Origin of the sequence: Mycolicibacterium flavescens (genome assembly GCF_001722335.1) — a bacterium.
Classification (GTDB): Bacteria; Actinomycetota; Actinomycetes; order Mycobacteriales; family Mycobacteriaceae; genus Mycobacterium; species Mycobacterium flavescens.
Map to the genome: position 1 here is coordinate 245414 of NZ_MIHA01000005.1, position 17296 is coordinate 262709.

Sequence of the window (17296 nt, forward strand, 5' to 3'; positions counted from 1 at the left end):
TCATGACAACGACAACGACGCCGGTCGACGGTGATCACGGATTCGAGCTCAAGCGGCGCCCGAAATGGGTGTGGATCGCGCTGAGCCTGCTCGTGGTGGTGGCGCTGGTGGTGGCGGCACGATTCGTGTTCTTCGATAAGGCGCAGTCGGCGAACGAGATTCCGGGTGCGACGCTGGTGGTCGCGACCAATGAGGGCAACACCGCCGAGCAGGCTCTGATCGAGTTCATCGCGCGGGAAGTGGCGCCGCGGCACGGGATCACGGTGGCGTTCCGCGGGCTGGCCGACAGCAATACGATCAACCGCGCGGTCAGCGACGGCGAGGTTGCGGGCACGATCTATCAGCACAAGCTGTGGCTGGGGCAGGTGCTCGAGGCGAATCCCGACTTCCGCGAGGAGGCCGCCACCCCGGTGTTCCGGTGGGGCTTCGGCATCTGGTCGGACAAGTACAAGGATCCCGCGCAGCTGCCGGATGGTGCGACGGTGTCGCTGTATTCGGATCCGGCGAACGAGGCGCAGGGGTTGTGGCTGCTGGAGCGCGCGGGGTTGATCACGCTGGACCCGGCGGTCGACAAGTGGACGGCCACGCAGAAGGACATCGTCGCGAATCCGAAGAACCTGAAGTTCACGCTGCTGGACTTCGCGGCGCAGTCGCGGTCGCTGCCCGACCTGGACGCCGCGGTCGGGTACACGGAGTACTACCTGGCGGCGAAGGTGCCGCTGGAGCATCAGATCTTCGCGCCGCCGGCGCCTGACGAGTTCGCCGGACAGCTCACGATCGGCAGCCGCTGGGCCGATGCCGACAACATCAGGAAGCTCGTCGCGGCGTTCAAAGACCCGGCGGTGCAGCAGTTCCTGGCCACCGATCCGAGCGTCAAGGGGATCCTGCTGCCGCTGTAGGTGCGTCTTTCGCCACAGTTTCGCCGTAGTTTCGCCGAGATCTGCGCGAGGGTCGCGATTCTCGAGGAATCGCGACCCTGGCGTAGAAATCGGCGGTGGTGCAGTCGCCGCGCTCAGACCAGTTCGAAGACCGGGATGACGCGGTCGGTGCGCTGCTGGTACTCACCGAAGCCGGGGGCACGTTCGACGACGGTCGCGTAGATCCGGTCGCGCTCGTCGCGCGGCAGCTCCCGGGCCGTGACGGCACGCGGCGGGTCGGCGCCGATCTCCACCGACGCAGTCGGATTGGCCCGCAGGTTGAAGACCCACCCGGGACTGGATTCGCGCCCGGCTGCCGAGCCGACGATGTAGATGCGGCCGTCGATGTCGAAGTACCCCACCGGGCTGACGCGTTGCTCCCCGCTCTTGGCGCCGGTCGAGGTGAGCAGCAATAGCGGGAAGCCTTCGAACGGCCCGCCGACCTTGCCGCCATTGCGGCGGAACTCCTCGATGTTGCGTTGGTTGAAGTCGCGCTCGGCGGCCATGTCGTCGGACATCGCTACATCGTGGCAGATCGCGCCCGCTCACTCCGTCTACTCGGCGTCGTTGGCCTCACGCCAGGCCTGCCAGATCTCCGGCCGCAGCCGGCCGCGATCCGGTACCGGCAGCCCGGCGTCGCGTGCCCAGGCTCGCACGTCGGCGGTGCTGGGCCCGGTGTCGATCGCAGGAGCCGCGACCGGGACCGGCGAGATACGCTGCAGCGCCGCCTCTTCGGAGACCGCCCAGGTATGCGCGGCCGCCAGGAACCGGTAGGTCCACTCCTCGGCGAGTTGACGTGTCTCGCAGAACACGATCGGCACTGTGGGCCAACGGATCTGCAACTCGGCGAGGTTGTCGGCGGCGATCGCCGGCCGGATGAACGTGTTGCGGAACAGCTGCGAGTAACGGTCCTCCACCACCACCGCCGCCCGCGGCAGCGACGCCAGATGCCCGACCTGATACCGCAACTTGCCGCTGGTCAGGCTCGACGTCAGATCCGACATCGACTTGCGTTCGACGCTCGCGACCAGGGTTCCGTCGACGGCGACCGCGTAGTCGCCGCACGGCAGCGCCTGTTTGACGAGGTCGACCTGCTGCGTGTTGAACGTGTACGCGTACCGCTCATGCGCGTCGACGAGGATCTGCAACCGCTCGATGCCCTGCGCGCGGGCGGTCGGCGTGCGCACATTGGGTCGCGCCTGCTTACGCGTGCGCGGCGACTGCCAGAACACCGTCTCGCGTCCCCGCGTGGTGGTGAACACGATCTGCGAGCGGTTCTCCCGCCCGCGCGTGAGGATCACGTCGATCGCGGCACCGCGGCGCTGGCACGACTGCAGCGGGAGCCGCTCGACGATCTCAGGGTCGGCCGGCCACTCGTCGAGGCTCATCGGATGGCAGTACAGCGCCTTGACTCGCGGCCACGTGCCTGAGGTCCGAAACAGCAGGTCACCGCCGGGTTGCGGCAGCCGTACCAGGTAGGGCAGCCGCGAGTCCCGCTGCGGATTGACCGCGATCAGCAGTTCGGCCACGAAGCCCAGTGTGCCCCGACCAGGCCGCGAGTGTGGGATTGGGACACGCGAAAGTGCCCGACGGCGTGACACAACCCCACGCTCGCCGCAAAGACCGGATGACATGTCGGACCCGGTCCTTACAGTCCCGGACATGGACACCATCGAGAAGACTGCAGCCAAGCCGGTGGCCAGGCCTCGCCCGGCCGACGTCGTGCCGGCGCGGCCGCGCCCGGTGACGACGGTGGCGATCGTCGTCGCGGGGCCCGGCGACACCGCGTTCCGCTATTCGGCCTGCTCGGCGGATCAGAACTGGACCGGCACGGTGACGGCAGACTCCGCCGAGACCGCGATCCTCGACGTGATCAAACGGGTGCGCGCGCAGTCCGACGCGCCGCGGCTGCGGTTCGTCGTGCAGCTGCCGCCGCGCAGCACGCTGTGGGCGCTGCGCGACGAGATCCCGGTGCTGATGCCCGGGGTGTTCGTGGAGCGGCCGACGCTGGTCGACGAGCCGCTGATGACGGCCGCCCGCCGGGGTCTGCTGCGCAGGCCGGTCACGCAGGAGCCGGTGTGGGTGGCGACGGACGGTTCCGTGCGCGGCAAGGTGACCGGCTACGGCTGGTTGGCGTCGACGGGCGAGTACGGGCTGATGGGATTTCGTCACTCGCGCAAGCAGATCGGGCCGAACGTGGTGCTGGTCGCCGAGCTGCGCGCGATCGCCAAGGCAGTGCAGTATCTGCGCGGACGCGACATCACGGTGCTCAGCGACAGCAAGCTGGCCGTCGCGATGGTGCAGCGCTGGATGGCCGGCGACGACGTGCTGCCCGACGGCTACAGCCGCGTCCGCGACAACGGCAGGACCCCCGGGCTGGTGACCGCCCAGCGGATGATCTTCGCCGAGCGCGACCGGATCCACCCGGTGTGGGTCAAGGCGCACGCCGGAGAGCCGCTCAATGAGGGCGCCGACGCGCTGGCTCGGCTGGCGTCGCGGTACGTACTGGGCGACAGCGGCCTCGACGGCACCGAATACCGCTGTCGCGCGGACGATCTCGCTGAGACCTTCGCAGCGGAGTTCAACCGCCGCAAATCCGCCTGATCACGGCCTTACGAGGACTGCGACATCGCGGTGTAGCTGGGCGAGCCCTTCGTCGAAGGTGGCGAGTTGGCCCTTGCGACTCCGCGCCAGCGCGGCCAAGTAAGCGTCTGTCACCTGGCGGTGCCCGACGACCCCGGTGGGGTCAAGGTCGGAGTAGGACAGTGAATCTGGCCAGAAGGCGTGCCGTTCTGCAGCGGCCAAAGTCTTGATGACCTCGCGGGCCGCAGTCACCGGTTGGCCGGCGCGTACCAGAAACCGAGTCAGACTTCCCTCGGTGATCGGGCAGGTTGCAAAGGCGAAATCGCCTGCGGCCAACCACTCCACGGCCCGGTCGTGGTGCACGTGGTCAGCGACGACGAGCGCAATGAGCACGTTCGCGTCGAGCAGCGTGGTCACTCGTCCTCCAAAGAGCGAACATCCTCGGAGGTCACCACCGTTCCGACGGTGACGAGCGGCAACCCCGTCCGCGGGTCACGCGAAACCGACGTCGCGTCCCCCGACGAAAGACCGCGACGCATCAGGTCAGCCACGGTTTGACTCAACGACCGACCGGTGTCGCGGGCGATCGCGAGCGCCTGTTTATGCAGGTCCTCCGGCAGATCGATGGTGGTACGCATGGCTCCACCGTAGCATCGCCGCATCATGATGCGATGATGCGGAAGCGCTCAGGCTGCACGGGAGTCCCGCAACCGCGCGCACGCCTCTTCGAATCGCGCCCACTCAGCGGTCGTCGGTCTCACAGCGAAGTCGGTCAACGCGTCCGCGCCCACCTCCAGTCCCGGCGCTAGCGGCGCCAGCATCCCTGCCAGGTTGGCGAGCTGCCCGGCGGGACTGTCCGCATAACTCTCGAACACCCGCTCCCGGATCCAGGCTTCGGCGACGTCCACGCCCTCGACAAGATCCAGACCCGGCACGCCCAATGCAGGTCCGCACGCGGCAACGTGGTTCTCGTAGCGATCGTCCCATCGCTCTGTGCGCCAGCCCGGCCACAGCTCCGGCAGCGCCTCGAAGAAGCCCATCGTGTCGGCGGTCTGCCACGCGCCGATCGATTGGGCGGGCACATCGATGTGTGCACCGCCCTCCGGGATTTTCTTCAGCCGGATTCGGCTGATCCCTGGACCGGGCAGCCTGTCCAGAAGCGCCGGACCATGCCAGGACTTGCTGAGATGCCACCACAACGGCCAGAACCGCAGTCGACCGTCGCTATCGACCACAGAGATCAAGTGACACAGGTGATTTCGCCCGCGCGCCAACCGCAACGTCGGCTTCATACCCCACTGCGACGGCCGCAACTTCGCACCGACATACTTTGCGAGCTCCGAGGTTCCGTCGTAGGCCCATCGGACGTCGAACCCCGGCCACAGCTCGGCCAGTACGGCCAGCATCGCGCGGCGCATCGGCATCTCCACCATGAGTCCGTCACCGAAGAACAGCACTCGGGGCTCGTCGAAATCGATGAGAGCGCCGCCGTCGGCCCAGGCGGCGTCGGTCCATTCGTGTTTCGGGCACCTACGGAGCGAATTGACGTACCGACGCGCGAGATCCGGGCCGCCGATCAACGCGTCGAGCAGACGACACCCACCCCAGTGCGAGTAGTACAGCCGCCAGTCACCGTCCTCGACCACGACAACGTTTGCTCGGTTCCCCATATCTTCTCCCCATCGGGTGCGTCGCTTCTGCGAGTGTCGGATGCGACCGCGACAAAATCACGCCTGCCGAACCCGGCCTGGGGATAACCCGGAGGTTGTCCACAGCCCCCGCCCCGCCTCGCGCGGCGGTCGGCGCCGTGCCTTATGTTGGACCATCGCGTGGAGACAATTGAGGGGCATCGAGGACACCAGGTGGACGACACCGCCGACATCGGGGGGCTTGCGGCAGCTGACCTGCTCGAACTCAACCGCGACCTGCAGTCCAGCCCGACCATTCGGCTGCTGGCCACCACCAACCTGAGCTCGTACGCCACGCTGATGGAGCGCCACCTGTCCGACGGCGTGACCACCGAGACCGAACTGGTCGTGCGCCTGGAGCGCGACCTCGGCGACCTCGAGCATCCCGACGGGCAGTCCGGGCTGGCGCTGATCAAGTCGTGGGCCAGCCAGGGCTGGCTGCACCGCATCGTGGACCCACGCACCGACCAGAACGTCTGCTACCTGACCCAGGAGGCCCGCCGCGCTTTGGACTTCCTGCGCGGGATGCGCCGCCAGGACACCATCGCCACCGGCGGCTCCATCCAGGGCATCGCGTCTCGGCTCAAGCAGGTCGCGATCCGCGTCGGCAGCGACCCGGCGCGGGTGCGCAAGCACATCGAGGCCGAGATCGCCGCGCTGCAAGCCGAACTCGACGAACTCGACGCCGGCGAGCGCCCCCAGCCCGACGTCACCGACGCCTACGACGAGGCCCGCGCGATCGCGCTACAGATGGAACGGCTGATCACCGACATCGGCCAGTACGGGACGATGATCGAGCAGGCCACCGCGGCCCTCGACGAGCCGATCGACAGTAACGAGGCCTACCGCGACCGTCAGCGCCAGATGTACGCCGACTACCAGGCGGCGTGGGACTCACAGGGCCGCGACAGCCACCGCGCGTTCCTGCGGATGATCAACGACCCCGACCAGCGCGCCGAGTTCGAGGCCGACGTGGCCGCGGTCGCCGAGGCGCTGCCCGCGCTGGACCCGGCGCTCCGCAAGGTGATGGCCGGCTTCTTCGAACTGGTCGGCCACCAGATCGACGAGGTCGAGCGAATCCAGCAGCGCTGCGCCCAGCGGGTCAAGCGGTTCACCGCGTTCGGCACCCTCGAGCAGAGCCGCGGGGTGGCCCGCCAGCTCAACGAGGCGATCGGGGCGGCACGGACCCTGCTCAAGTCGAGCCTGACCGACTCGCGGCTCGACATCGACGTGCCGCTGGCCCGGCACGCGATCAGTTCCGTGGGCGCGCTGAGCTTCAAGATCGGCGATCTGTCCAACCCGAAACCGGCCGTCGCCGCCGACGGCGACGTCGACCTGACCAGCTTCGCGGCGCTGACCACCCAGGTCGACGCGCCCGCGATGTCGGAGATGCTCAACGCCGCGGTCAGTGCCGGGCCGGTGTCGCTGCCCGACGCGGTCGCCATGCTCGGCCGTTCAGGACAAGGGGCCTATCTCGGTCACGTCATCGTGCTGTGGTCGTGGGCGCTCAAGCAGCCCAACGACTCTGACGCCGCAGCCCGCTCCACCACCGTGCGGTTCCGGTCCCTCGACGGCCCCGACCGCGAGATCGACGTGCCCGACCTACTGTTCACCGAACCGATCACCACCCTGGCAGGAGTCACGCAGTGACCGCTGAACCCGAGGTCGACTTCAGCTCGCTGCCCGAGGTCGACCAGAACGCCCGTCCCCCGCACCAGCGTCGGCCCCGCTTCGACGGCGATGTCTCCGAACTGCCCGACCGCGCCTGCTGGGCGCTGCAGCACCTGTTGACGCGGCGCTACATCAGCGCCGACGCCGACAGCGACATCTACTCCTGGGTGCTGGAGTACCGCGACCAGCTCAGTGTGCGGCTCTCCGAGCTGGACCTGATCCTGCGCATCGTCGACGGCACCGACGTGGCGTTCGTCGAGCAGGCCCGCTACGAATCCGCCAGGGGCATCAAGCTTCTGCGCCGCGAACCGCTGGGCACCTACGACTCGATCCTGGCGCTGCACCTGGCGCAGATGATGCGGGCATCGGGTGGGCAGGCGGTACTGATCAGCCGCGAGGAGATGCACGGGCTGTTCTCCGGTGTGCTCAACGACACCGACCGCGACACGGTGACGTTCGCCGCCCGCATCGACGGCGCGATCGCGCGGCTGGCCGGGCTGGAGATCCTGCGCCGCAGCCGCGACGACGAGGACAGCTACACGATCAGCCCGGTGATCACCGCGATCATGACGGCGTCGGTGATCACCGAATTGCAGCAGCAGTTCGAGCAGCTGCTCACAGGCGGAGTGCCCGCCGAGGAGGTCGACAGTGCCTGAACAGTTCCACCTGTCCCGGCTGCAGGTCATCAACTGGGGCGTGTTCGACGGCTACCACTCGATCCCGATCAGCGCAGGCGGCGCGCTGATCGCCGGCGCGTCGGGCAGCGGTAAATCGTCTCTGCTGGATGCGATCTCGCTGGGCTTCCTGCCGTTCAACCGACGTAACTTCAACGCCTCGGGCGACAACACCGCGGCCGGGTCGAGCGCGGGCCGGCGCACCGTCGACAAGTACGTGCGCGGCGCGTGGGGCCAGCGCAGCGACGGCGGCACCAGCCGGGTGATGTATCTGCGCGGCGACGGCACCGCATGGTCGGCGGTCGCCGTGACCTACACCGGCGACAGCGGGCGCACCGTGACGGGCCTGGTGCTCAAGTGGCTGACCGGGGAGTCGCGCAACGACTCGTCGAGCCGGTTCGTCATCGGCGACGGTGACCTCGACATCGAGGAGGTCTGCAACCGCTGGGCGGCGGGGCGTTTCGACACCGGGGTGTTCAAGGATGGCGGCTGGCGGTTCACCACGAAGGTGGAGTCGCAGTACCTCGCGCAGCTGTACGCGACGATCGGCATCCGCGCGTCCGACGCCGCCCAGCAGCTGCTCGGCAAGGCGAAGTCGCTGAAAAGCGTTGGCGGGCTGGAGCAATTCGTCCGCGACTTCATGCTCGACGAGCCCGAGAGCCTGGCCCGGCTGCCTGAGGCGCTCAAGCAGATCGACCCGCTGGTGGAGGCCCGCGAGCTGCTGGCCGTCGCGCAGCGCAAACGCAAGATCCTCGGCGACATCGACAAGATCCAGCAGCGCTACGCCTCGGAGTCGACCGACCTGGGCATCATCGACCTGGTCGATTTGCCGATGGTGCGCGCCTACACCGACCATGTCCGGCTGGCGCAGTGCCCGGCGCAGATCTCCCAGCTCGACACCACGATCGAGCAGCTCGACAACGAGTACGAGGATGTCACCCGGTCGCTGAATCTGGCGAAGGCCGAGGCGGATTCGCTCAATGCGCAGATCAGCGGGGCCAGCTCGAGCATCGGGCCGCTGCAGTCGCAGGTGACGGCCGCCGAGACCGAGGCCGAGCAGGTGTCGCGCCGCCGCGGCGCCTACGAGGACATGCTGACCGCGCAGGGCCTCGACACCCCCGAGACCGCCGAGGACTTCTGGAACCTGCGCGAGGAACTGCTCGCTGAGGCCACCGAGCTGCTGGCCAAGGTGGAACGTAACCGGGAGGCCTCGACCGACGCCGAGTATGCGCAGAAGGCCGCGCGGATCGCCCGCGACGACGCCGCCAAGGAACTCAAGCGCGTCGAGCACGTCGGCTCCGCGCTGCCGGAGTTCGCGCTGGCGATGCGCGAACAGATCAGCGCCGCCGTCGGTGTCGACACCGGAGAGCTGCCGTACATCGCCGAGCTGCTGGACCTGCGGCCCGACCAGACCCGCTGGCGCACCGCGGTGGAGAAGGTGTTGCGCGGCGCGGGGCTGCGGCTGCTGGTGCCCGATCAGCACTGGGACGCGGTGCTGCGGTTCGTCAACGAGACCAATATGCGCGGACGGCTGCAGCTGCATCACGTCCGCGCCCGGTTCCTCGGCGCCGAGCCGGTCGACCCCGAGCCGAACACGTTGGCGGGCAAGCTGTTCGCGGTGGACCCGAGACATCCGTGTGCGGCCGAGGCCGTCGACGTCATCACGGCCGCCGGTGACCACATCTGCGTCGACACCCCCGACGTGTTCGCGCGGTTCCGGCGCGCGGTCACCGACACCGGCCTGTACAAGGACAGCGACCGGCTGGCGGTCAAGGACGACCGTCGTCCGCTCAAGCAGTCCGACTACCTGTACCAGGGTGACGTGTCGGCGAAGATCAACGCGCTCACCATCGACTTGGCCGCCGCCGAGGAGGCCTACCAGAAGGCCCGTCGCGTCGCCGACGACATCGCCGCGCAGCGTCAGCAGTGGCGCGACCGGGCGGCGGCGTGCAAGGCGATCTGCGAGCAGTTCCCGCAGTGGAGCCAGATCGACATCGAGACCGCCGACGGGCACGCCGACCGGCTGCGCGAGCAGTACGAGCTGCTGATGGCCGACCACCCCGACATCGAGGCACTCAACGCGCGCGCTGACGAATGCTGGGCGCAGATCCAGACATTGATGACCCGGCGGGGCGCGATCCAGACCCGCCGCGACGACCTCGACGCGCGACGCACCGCGGTTCTCGAGCTGTCGGAGCGGCTGTCGCCGGCGTTCGTGTCCGAGCCGCTGACCGAGCTGTTGACGCGGTACGCGGCGCAGCTGCCGGTGTCGCTGGAGCTGCTCGACCCCGAACCGCACCGCGACGCGTTGTTCACCGCGATCAAGAAGGAACGAGAACAGCTGCGGGAGAGCCGCCGTCGCTCCTACGACGAGCTGGCGCGCATCCTCAACACCTTCGACACCGCGTTCCCCGACTCGATCCCCAACGACAGCGACAACTTCGACGAGCGGGTGCACGACTACGTCGCGCTGTGCCGCCACATCGACGAACGCGAGCTGCCCGAGGCCTACGAGCGGATGATGCGGCTGGTGACCGAGCAGGCGCCCGACGCGATCCTCACGCTGCACCGGGTCGCCGAGCAGGAGGCGCGGCGGATCGCCGAGCAGATCGAGCGGGTCAACACGGGGCTCGGCGCGGTGGAGTTCAACCGCGGCACCCGGCTGACGCTGCGGGCCACCCCGCGGTCGCTGACGGCGGTGTCGGAGTTGACCGAGATCGTGCGCGCGATCTCGCGGCGCATCGCCGAGGTGGGCCTGGGCGACAAGCAGGCGATCCTCGATCAGTACGCCGACATCCTGCGGCTGCGCAACCGGTTGGCGTCGACGACGCCCGAGGACAAGGCGTGGACGCGCGACGCGCTGGATGTGCGGAACCGGTTCACGTTCGACTGCGCCGAATGGGATGTCGCGACCGACGAGCTGATCCGCACGCACTCCAACGCGGGTGACAATTCCGGCGGCGAGCAGGAGAAGCTGATGGCGTTCTGCCTGGCGGGCGCGCTGAGCTTCAACCTGGCCAGCCCCGAAAGCGACGACAACCGACCGGTTTTCGCGCAGTTGATGCTCGACGAGGCGTTCTCCAAGTCCGACCCGCAGTTCGCGCAGCAGGCGCTGTCGGCGTTCCGCAAGTTCGGGTTCCAGTTGGTGATCGTGGCGACGGTGCAGAACGCGACGACGATCCAGCCCTACATCGACAGCGTGGTGATGGTGTCCAAGACGGAGCCGACGGGCCGCAATGCGCGACCCGTCGCGACCGTCGCCACCCGGACCATCTCGGAGTTCAGCGCGCTGCGCCGCGAGATGCGGGAGAAGGTGCCGGCGGGCGTCTAGTTGCGCGCCGACTGTGAAACCACAGCGAAAATTCGGCCGGAAAATCGCAACAGTTTCACACTCGGCGGCCCGGTAACGTGCACCTCGTGAGCGAGTTGATCCTCACCGACGAGTTCCGGGAGGCGTTGGCGCTGCTGGCCGGCGGTCGGCACCTGTTCCTGACGGGTAAGGCCGGGACCGGCAAGTCGACGCTGATCCGGCGGTTCATGGCCGAGACCGACCGCAATGTCGTGGTGGTGGCGCCGACGGGGATCGCGGCGCTCAACGTCGACGGCTACACCATCCACCGGCTGTTCGGGTTCCGCACGACGACGACGCTGAGCGACGTGACCGGCGGCGAGTACCGGCCGGGCCGGTTCGCCAAGACGCTGGCGTCGCTGCAGACGTTGATCATCGACGAAGCGTCGATGGTGCGCGCCGACGTCTTCGACATGGTGGCCACCGCGCTGCAGCGGTTCGGCCCGCAACCGGGTGAGCCGTTCGGCGGGGTGCAGATCGTGCTGGTGGGCGACCTGTACCAGCTGCCACCGGTGGTCGGCGACGGCGAGGAGTCCTACTTCGCCAGCGTCTACGAGACGCCGTACTTCTTCTCCGCGCGCCACTTCGACCGTGACGACTTCCCGACGATCTCGCTGACGACGGTGTTCCGCCAGCTCGGGGACGACCGAATGACCGCCATTCTCAACGAGATCCGCGAGGGTGTGCTGCTGGGTCACGCGCAGGAACAGCTCAACGCCCGCGCGGACAAGGACTTCGTGCCACCGGACGACGAGCTGTGGCTGACGCTGGCGCCGACCAATCGGTTGGTGACCGCGCGCAACCGGCAGGCCCTCGAGCGGCTCGACGGCGACGAGCTGCTGCATCGCGCCCGCGAATCCGGTGACCTGTCGCTGTTCGACAAGCCGATCGAGGACGAGCTGCGGTTCAAGGTCGGCGCGCAGGTGATGATGCTCAACAACGACCAGGGCGACCGCTGGGTCAACGGCTCGATCGGCCGCGTGGTCGGCGTCGGCTACGACCGTTACGGCGTGGTAGTGGAGGTCGAGTTCGCCGACGGCACCTGTGCGGAGGTGACACCGTTCACGTGGGAGGCGACCCGACCGGTGGTCGACGGCGGGTCGCTGCGGCGCGAGGTGATCGGGACGTTCACGCAGCTGCCGTTCAAGCTGGCGTGGGCGATCACGATCCACAAGAGCCAGGGCCAGACGCTGGACCGGGTGGTGGTCGACCTGACCGGCGGCATGTTCTCGACCGGCCAGCTGTACGTGGCGTTGAGCCGGTGCACGTCGCTGGCGGGGCTGGTACTCAAACGCCCTGTGCTGCCGAAGGATCTGAAGACCGACCGGCGGATCGCGCGGTTCCTGCGCACGTCGACCAGCGATGCGCGCGCCCGCAGGTACTGCGCGATCGGCATGCTGACCGTCGGCGACGAGGGCCGGATGTCGCGGCCGCGGCCGGTGGAGCTGGCGGTGGCGTTCGACGACGGCACCGCGGTGTCGACGTTGATCAACCCGCAGCGGGATCTGGCCGACGCGCGAAATGCGTACGGCATCAGCGTGTCCGACGTGCTGTTGGCGCCGACGCTGCGGGAGGCGTGGGCGGTGATCGCGCCGATGCTCGCGGGTTGCACGCCGGTGGGTCCCGGGGTGGACGAGACGCTGGGGCTGATCGATTTCGAGCTCAAACGCCTCGGTCACGTCACGCCGATGCCGCTGGGTGTCGAGTTGCGGCGGGCTCCGGTGTTCGGGCGCACGGCGTTGGAGCGGGCACAGTCGGCGCTGGCGGCGATGGGGTCGGCGCAGGTCGAGGAGGGGTCGTCGCCGTTCGAGGAACCCGAACCGGCGGAATCGGTTTCGGGACTGCTGGTGAGCCGCGACCCGGAGGTGCCGACGCCGAGCGCCGAGCATCTGCCCGGGCTGTCGGCGCTGCTGCGGATCAGCCGCGACGTCGGGGCGGTGCTGTTGGGCGCGTCGGTGCGCCGGGATCTCGACTCGTCGTGGGACGCGGCGGCGCGCACAGCGGTGGCCGATCAGTTGCGGGCGGCCGCGAGCCGGGCGCTGCTGCCCGACGACGTGGTGGCGCGGTTGCACGAGGCGTCGGCGCTGCTCGGTGCCGACGTGATGAGTGACATCGCGACCGTCGCGCGCCACGATATCGCCGAGACGTTGGTGCCCGGCGCGCGGATCTGTTTCACCGGAACGGCTTTGGACCCGTCGGGCCGGGTGGTCGAGCGCGACGAGATCGAGCGGATGGCCGAGTCGGCGGGGCTCACACCCGTGCGCTCGGTGACCAAGACGCGGTGCGAGGTGCTGGTGACCGCGGAGGCGGGCACGCAGTCGGGCAAGGCCCGCAAGGCGCAGGAGTACGGCAAGCCGGTGTTCACCGCCGAGGAGTTCTTCGGCTGGCTCGCGCAACGTGTCGGACCGCGGAAGTAACGTCGGGTCATGGGGGTCAAGCACGCCAGGGAATCACCGCACACGTTCGAGTGCGCCGAGTGTCACCGCACGGCTGAGATGCTGCTGCAGACCCGTGGCAGCCAGTCGATGTGCCTCGACTGCCTCGGGATCGGTCACCTGCAGTTCCTGCCTGCCGCCAGCGCACCGCTGACACGTCGCGCGGTGAGAGCCAGCCAAGAGCCTGTCGTCGTGATGCGGTGGAACACCCGGTGGAGTCGCTACGAACGGCAGGGCGTTCTGGCCGAACCGGCGGTGATCGAGGCGGCGGCACGGGACAGCCTCGTCGATGCCGACGTGCCGGGGCGCGACGAGGTCGCCGCGGTGATTCGGGAGCAGTTCCCGGGCTGTCCGGTCGAGCGCGCGGAGGCGATCGCCCTGCATACCGCCGCCCGGTTGGGTGGACGCGGGCGACAGCGGAGGTTCGTCGTGAAAGTCGCACCCGACGAGGTCTGTGAGGCGGTCGAGGCGTCGGTGCTGCATGTCGACACCGGTTACGACGACCTGCTGATGTCCGGGGCCGACCGCGACGAGGCGCGGGCGCAGGTGGCCGACCGCGTCGCGGCGATCCTGAGCGCCTGGCGCGACGGGGTCGCGATGCTCGACCCGTGACGCGTCGGCCCGCGTAGGGTGATCGCCGTGACGGCGGCGCAACACGCGATTGAGGCGATCACGCGGATACTCGCGCAAGACAGTCCTCTGGACAAGGACCAGATCATCGCGCGCCTGCGGGCCGACAGTATCGACGATTCCGTAGTGCCGTGGAACCTGATCGACATGGACAGTCCGGCGGCGCAGCTGGTCGATGACCGGTGGGTGTGGCTGCCTGCGCTGCTGACCGGGCGGGTCTTCACCCACCGGCTGACGGCCCCAGAAGCACGCCACGACATGCTCACAGTGGTACCCGACCTGAGCCCGATCGCCACGCTGTGTGAGCGCGCGGACTATCAGCGGTTCGCCGATGGATCGCGCGCACAGATCGCCGTCCTCGGCTACGACGACGAGCTGCTCGACGAGCGCGGCATTCCGCCGGAGGTCCTCAGTTCAACTGTGTTGCTGCTCGATCCCGGCACGCTGTCGGGACTGAACGCGCAAACCGGCAACCTCGTGGGCCTGCGGTTGACCGCCGACGGATTCGTGCTGGACAGAGTCGAGGTGACCGCCGAGCACACCGCAGGGCAGCGGTTGGCCGCAGTTCTCCGCCCGCACCAAACAACTCTCCTCGACGCGGCAGTGTGGACCGCATGCGCCACCGACCCGGACCTGTTCACAAAGCCGCTGCCGCCGTTGGCTGAGATCGTCGATGCCGCTGGCCTCCCGCGCCGCGACGAATGGGTCGCCCCGAGCGGATTCGACATCGATCGCTGGCAGTTCGAGCTTCGATGCGAGCTGCTCGCGGAGCGGCACGGCATCGATGCCGATGACGCGTTCGCGATCAACGCACTTGTCCAGCTGCACGACCGGATAGAGTTGCAACTGGCCGAATCGGACGATCCGGTGAGTGCGGTCAACGCCGAATTCGATTCCTTCGAGCAGGTTTTCGGTCCGCTCGCGGAACTCGGCGCCGTGCTCGCCGACCCCCACCTGGCTCAGATACTGGTCGCCGAAACCATTGATACCGACTCCAGCGGTCCGGATGCGCTGCAGGTGCTGGCCACCACACTCGAGCGCGGGGTGCCGCGTACTGCCCGGGTGGCGTGCAAGTGGATACGCGCGGTGATCCTGCAGCGGATCGGTGACATCGCCGAGGCCGAGCAGGAACTGGACGCCGCCGAATCCTTGGACCCCGAATGGCCGCTGCCGTTGCTCGAGCTGGCTCGCATCGCGTCCGACCGCGGCGACGCTGAGCGGGGGTTGAGCCTCCTGCGCCGCGCGGGCGTCGAGTCGGACCATCCGCTGATGCTCCTGTTGCAGGATCATCGCATCCCGCCGCGCACCGACCTCGGCCGCAACGAACCGTGCTGGTGCGGGTCCGGTCGCAAGTTCAAGAAGTGCCACCTGGGCCGGGAGCAGCTGGCGCTGGCGGAGCGAGTCAATTGGTTGTACGAGAAGGCAATTCACCACGCACTCGGCGGCGGATGGCGGGATGTGTACGCAGAAGCGTCGTACGAGCGATACCGTCACACACACGAGCTCACGGAAGTGTTCGAACTGGGGATGGCTGACCCGCTCATCCACGACGTCGTGCTGTTCGAGGGCGGCGCGTTCGCCGACTTCCTGGACACGCGCGGCTCGTTGCTGCCCGACGACGAACGGCTGTTGGCCGAGCAGTGGCTGCTCACCGACCGCTCGGTGTTCGAGGTGGAGGCGGTGGAGCCCGGGGCCGGCGTGACCGTTCGCGACCTGCGGACCGGGGACACGCACGAGGTGCGCGAGCGGATCGCCAGTCGCCAACTCAAACCCGGGCAGTTGATCTGCGCGCGGGTGCTTCCAACCGCTGATTCCCCGCAGTTCTATGGCGGCATCGAAATGGTCCCCCTCCACGAACGTGACGCGTTGATGGACCTTCTCGATGTCGATCCGGACCCGGTCGAGTTGGTGGCGGCACTGAGCCGACGGTTCGCCCCGCCGACGCTGACCAACACCGAAGGGGAGCCGCTGACCGCCTGCGAAACCACGCTGCGCGTCAGTGATCCGGTCGCCGTCGACGCCGCGTTGGACGACGTGTACGAACGGGCCACGGGCGCGGAGCCGCCGCGATGGCATGAGCAGATCGAAACCAAGGGCATGCCGCACGTCCGTGCGACGCTGGTGCGCGAGGGCGACACACTGCAGGTGGAGACCAACAGCGAACCGCGGATGGACCGGGTTCTGAGCACACTTCTGAAGATCGATCCGACGATGCGGGTCATCGATGAGTCGCGCCGCGCAATGCCCGACCCGAAAGATGCCGCCGAGCTAGCCCAAAACCCGGGGGCACTTGAGCCGGACGACCCGGAAGTCGCGGCGATGCTCAACGCGTACATTCGCGAATACGAGGCGAAGTGGCTCGACCAAAACATCCCCGCCCTCGACGGTCACACGCCGCGCGAAGCAGCGGACGACCCGACTCGTCGCGGTGACCTGATCAAACTCCTGGACAGCTTTCCTGCCGACGACGGCACACCCGGGCGCATGAGCCCCGAGCGGTTGCGGTCAGCGTTGGGCCTCGACTAGGTGCTGATCCGTCAGCTGTTGCGGGCGAGAATCTCTCGGAGCGTCGGCAACACCCGTAGATCTTTCGGTCGGTTGGCGGCCTGCTTAGAACGAATCACGTCGGCCAGCGACGCGATCTCGACGGTGACGTCGTAGATTTCCGCTGCTATGGCATCGCGGCGTAGATCCGCGTATCCGCGGGTTCCGGATGGCCGGAACGCGATATCGATGTCGCCGGCATCGGTGACGAGGTTCCAGGTCTGCGCAGCCGCCAATGCTTCCACGTCACAGGCAAACTCGAGCCCTTCCGGCATACCGTCAACCCTGATCCGGGCCTTGAGTTCGCGTAGCGCGGAGGCGAGCCGGCCGAGGTTCACAGGGTCAGTATCCGGGGTGATATCGGCATCTTCGGTGGGAAATGGCGAACCGTGGTAGACCGCGGCGAGGCCACCGATGAGTACATAGGTCACACCATGGCGGTCGAGTGTGGCTAGAAGCCGCGGAAGATCGAGCTCCACATCATCCTCGTTCGCCGGCTGCACGTAAATCGCTGAGCTGGCGGGCTGTTCGAGCGTGCCGGTCAAGCCGTTGCTGCCCGGACAATCGAGCGAGCCGTGCCGCCTGGGCGAGATCACTGTCGTCGCGCTCGACGAGGTGGAGTTCCAAATCGAGGTGGCACAGGCGGACAAGCCGTATGACGTCGTCGAGGCTCACTGCCGTACGGCCAGACTCCCACCGCGCAATCGCCGGCTGCGCGGTGCCAGCGCGGTCCGCGAGCTCTGCCTGTGTCAGACCTGCGCGTTTGCGGGCCTCGCGGATCAGATCGCCGCCATAGGACATTGGC

The 17296-nt window shown here is 68.2% G+C and carries 15 protein-coding genes; 8 read left to right on the forward strand and 7 right to left on the reverse strand.

Going from position 1 to position 17296, the window contains the following annotated elements; genetic code table 11:
- Positions 1-2: 2 nt before the first annotated feature.
- Positions 3-899: a MetQ/NlpA family ABC transporter substrate-binding protein gene (locus tag BHQ18_RS09115; protein WP_069413254.1), complete on the forward strand. Its 897-nt coding sequence runs from the start codon at positions 3-5 to the stop codon at positions 897-899.
- Positions 900-1012: 113 nt separating this feature from the next.
- Here BHQ18_RS09115 and BHQ18_RS09120 read toward each other — a convergent pair whose 3' ends face one another.
- Both BHQ18_RS09120 and BHQ18_RS09125 read right to left on the reverse strand, forming a co-directional pair.
- Positions 1013-1435, reverse strand: a complete 423-nt coding sequence (locus BHQ18_RS09120; RefSeq protein WP_069413255.1) for a nitroreductase family deazaflavin-dependent oxidoreductase — start codon at positions 1433-1435, stop codon at positions 1013-1015.
- Between the two features lie 36 nt (positions 1436-1471).
- Positions 1472-2446, reverse strand: a complete 975-nt coding sequence (locus BHQ18_RS09125) for an ERCC4 domain-containing protein (protein ID WP_069413256.1) — start codon at positions 2444-2446, stop codon at positions 1472-1474.
- Positions 2447-2579: 133 nt separating this feature from the next.
- Here BHQ18_RS09125 and BHQ18_RS09130 point away from each other — a divergent pair, with 133 nt between their 5' ends.
- Positions 2580-3521: a ribonuclease HI gene (locus BHQ18_RS09130; protein ID WP_069413257.1), complete on the forward strand. Its 942-nt coding sequence runs from the start codon at positions 2580-2582 to the stop codon at positions 3519-3521.
- On the opposite strand, the gene BHQ18_RS09135 is transcribed toward BHQ18_RS09130, so the two are convergent.
- From BHQ18_RS09135 to BHQ18_RS30465, 3 genes are read right to left on the reverse strand one after another with little or no spacing between them, the layout of a single operon-like run.
- Positions 3522-3917: a TA system VapC family ribonuclease toxin gene (locus BHQ18_RS09135; protein ID WP_069413258.1), complete on the reverse strand. Its 396-nt coding sequence runs from the start codon at positions 3915-3917 to the stop codon at positions 3522-3524.
- Positions 3914-4138, reverse strand: a complete 225-nt coding sequence (locus BHQ18_RS09140) for an antitoxin (RefSeq protein ID WP_069413259.1) — start codon at positions 4136-4138, stop codon at positions 3914-3916. The genes BHQ18_RS09135 and BHQ18_RS09140 overlap by 4 nt, the downstream gene beginning before the upstream one ends.
- 48 nt (positions 4139-4186) lie before the next feature.
- On the reverse strand, positions 4187-5170 hold the full coding sequence (locus BHQ18_RS30465) for a hypothetical protein (protein WP_109789230.1): 984 nt from the start codon (positions 5168-5170) through the stop codon (positions 4187-4189).
- Between the two features lie 192 nt (positions 5171-5362).
- On the opposite strand from BHQ18_RS30465, the gene BHQ18_RS09150 reads away from it, so the two are divergent.
- From BHQ18_RS09150 to BHQ18_RS09175, 6 genes are all read left to right on the forward strand, one after another.
- Positions 5363-6838: a DUF3375 domain-containing protein gene (locus tag BHQ18_RS09150; RefSeq protein WP_234794121.1), complete on the forward strand. Its 1476-nt coding sequence runs from the start codon at positions 5363-5365 to the stop codon at positions 6836-6838.
- Positions 6835-7515, forward strand: a complete 681-nt coding sequence (locus tag BHQ18_RS09155) for a DUF4194 domain-containing protein (protein ID WP_069413261.1) — start codon at positions 6835-6837, stop codon at positions 7513-7515. The genes BHQ18_RS09150 and BHQ18_RS09155 overlap by 4 nt, the downstream gene beginning before the upstream one ends.
- Positions 7508-10864 (forward strand): ATP-binding protein, encoded by a 3357-nt coding sequence (locus BHQ18_RS09160; protein ID WP_069413262.1) that lies wholly within the window; start codon positions 7508-7510, stop codon positions 10862-10864. The genes BHQ18_RS09155 and BHQ18_RS09160 overlap by 8 nt, the downstream gene beginning before the upstream one ends.
- An 86-nt stretch (positions 10865-10950) precedes the next feature.
- The gene (locus BHQ18_RS09165; protein ID WP_205866069.1) at positions 10951-13299 is read left to right on the forward strand and encodes an AAA family ATPase; all 2349 of its coding nucleotides are present in this window, start codon (positions 10951-10953) and stop codon (positions 13297-13299) included.
- A gap of 9 nt (positions 13300-13308) precedes the next feature.
- Positions 13309-13929 carry a DUF2293 domain-containing protein gene (locus BHQ18_RS09170; RefSeq protein WP_069413263.1) on the forward strand — a complete coding sequence of 207 codons (621 nt, stop codon included), beginning with the start codon at positions 13309-13311 and terminating at the stop codon, positions 13927-13929.
- A gap of 27 nt (positions 13930-13956) precedes the next feature.
- Positions 13957-16473, forward strand: a complete 2517-nt coding sequence (locus tag BHQ18_RS09175; protein WP_069413351.1) for an SEC-C metal-binding domain-containing protein — start codon at positions 13957-13959, stop codon at positions 16471-16473.
- An 11-nt stretch (positions 16474-16484) separates the two neighbouring features.
- Here BHQ18_RS09175 and BHQ18_RS09180 read toward each other — a convergent pair whose 3' ends face one another.
- Positions 16485-17036 carry a hypothetical protein gene (locus tag BHQ18_RS09180; RefSeq protein WP_069413264.1) on the reverse strand — a complete coding sequence of 184 codons (552 nt, stop codon included), beginning with the start codon at positions 17034-17036 and terminating at the stop codon, positions 16485-16487.
- A complete protein-coding gene (locus tag BHQ18_RS29025) occupies positions 16972-17292 on the reverse strand; it encodes a type II toxin-antitoxin system RelB family anti-toxin (RefSeq protein ID WP_084293964.1) in 321 nt (106 codons plus the stop codon). Before BHQ18_RS29025 ends, BHQ18_RS09180 begins: the two co-directional genes overlap by 65 nt.
- Positions 17293-17296 lie beyond the last annotated feature (4 nt).

Excerpts from the sequence above, each read along its gene's own strand:
- BHQ18_RS09170 (WP_069413263.1), top strand. The coding sequence starts at position 13,309 with ATGGGGGTCAAGCACGCCAGGGAATCACCGCACACGTTCGAGTGCGCC.
- BHQ18_RS30465 (WP_109789230.1), bottom strand. The coding sequence starts at position 5,170 with ATGGGGAACCGAGCAAACGTTGTCGTGGTCGAGGACGGTGACTGGCGG.
- BHQ18_RS29025 (WP_084293964.1), bottom strand. The coding sequence starts at position 17,292 with ATGTCCTATGGCGGCGATCTGATCCGCGAGGCCCGCAAACGCGCAGGT.
- BHQ18_RS09120 (WP_069413255.1), bottom strand. The coding sequence starts at position 1,435 with ATGTCCGACGACATGGCCGCCGAGCGCGACTTCAACCAACGCAACATC.
- BHQ18_RS09140 (WP_069413259.1), bottom strand. The coding sequence starts at position 4,138 with ATGCGTACCACCATCGATCTGCCGGAGGACCTGCATAAACAGGCGCTC.
- BHQ18_RS09115 (WP_069413254.1), top strand. The coding sequence starts at position 3 with ATGACAACGACAACGACGCCGGTCGACGGTGATCACGGATTCGAGCTC.
- BHQ18_RS09130 (WP_069413257.1), top strand. The coding sequence starts at position 2,580 with ATGGACACCATCGAGAAGACTGCAGCCAAGCCGGTGGCCAGGCCTCGC.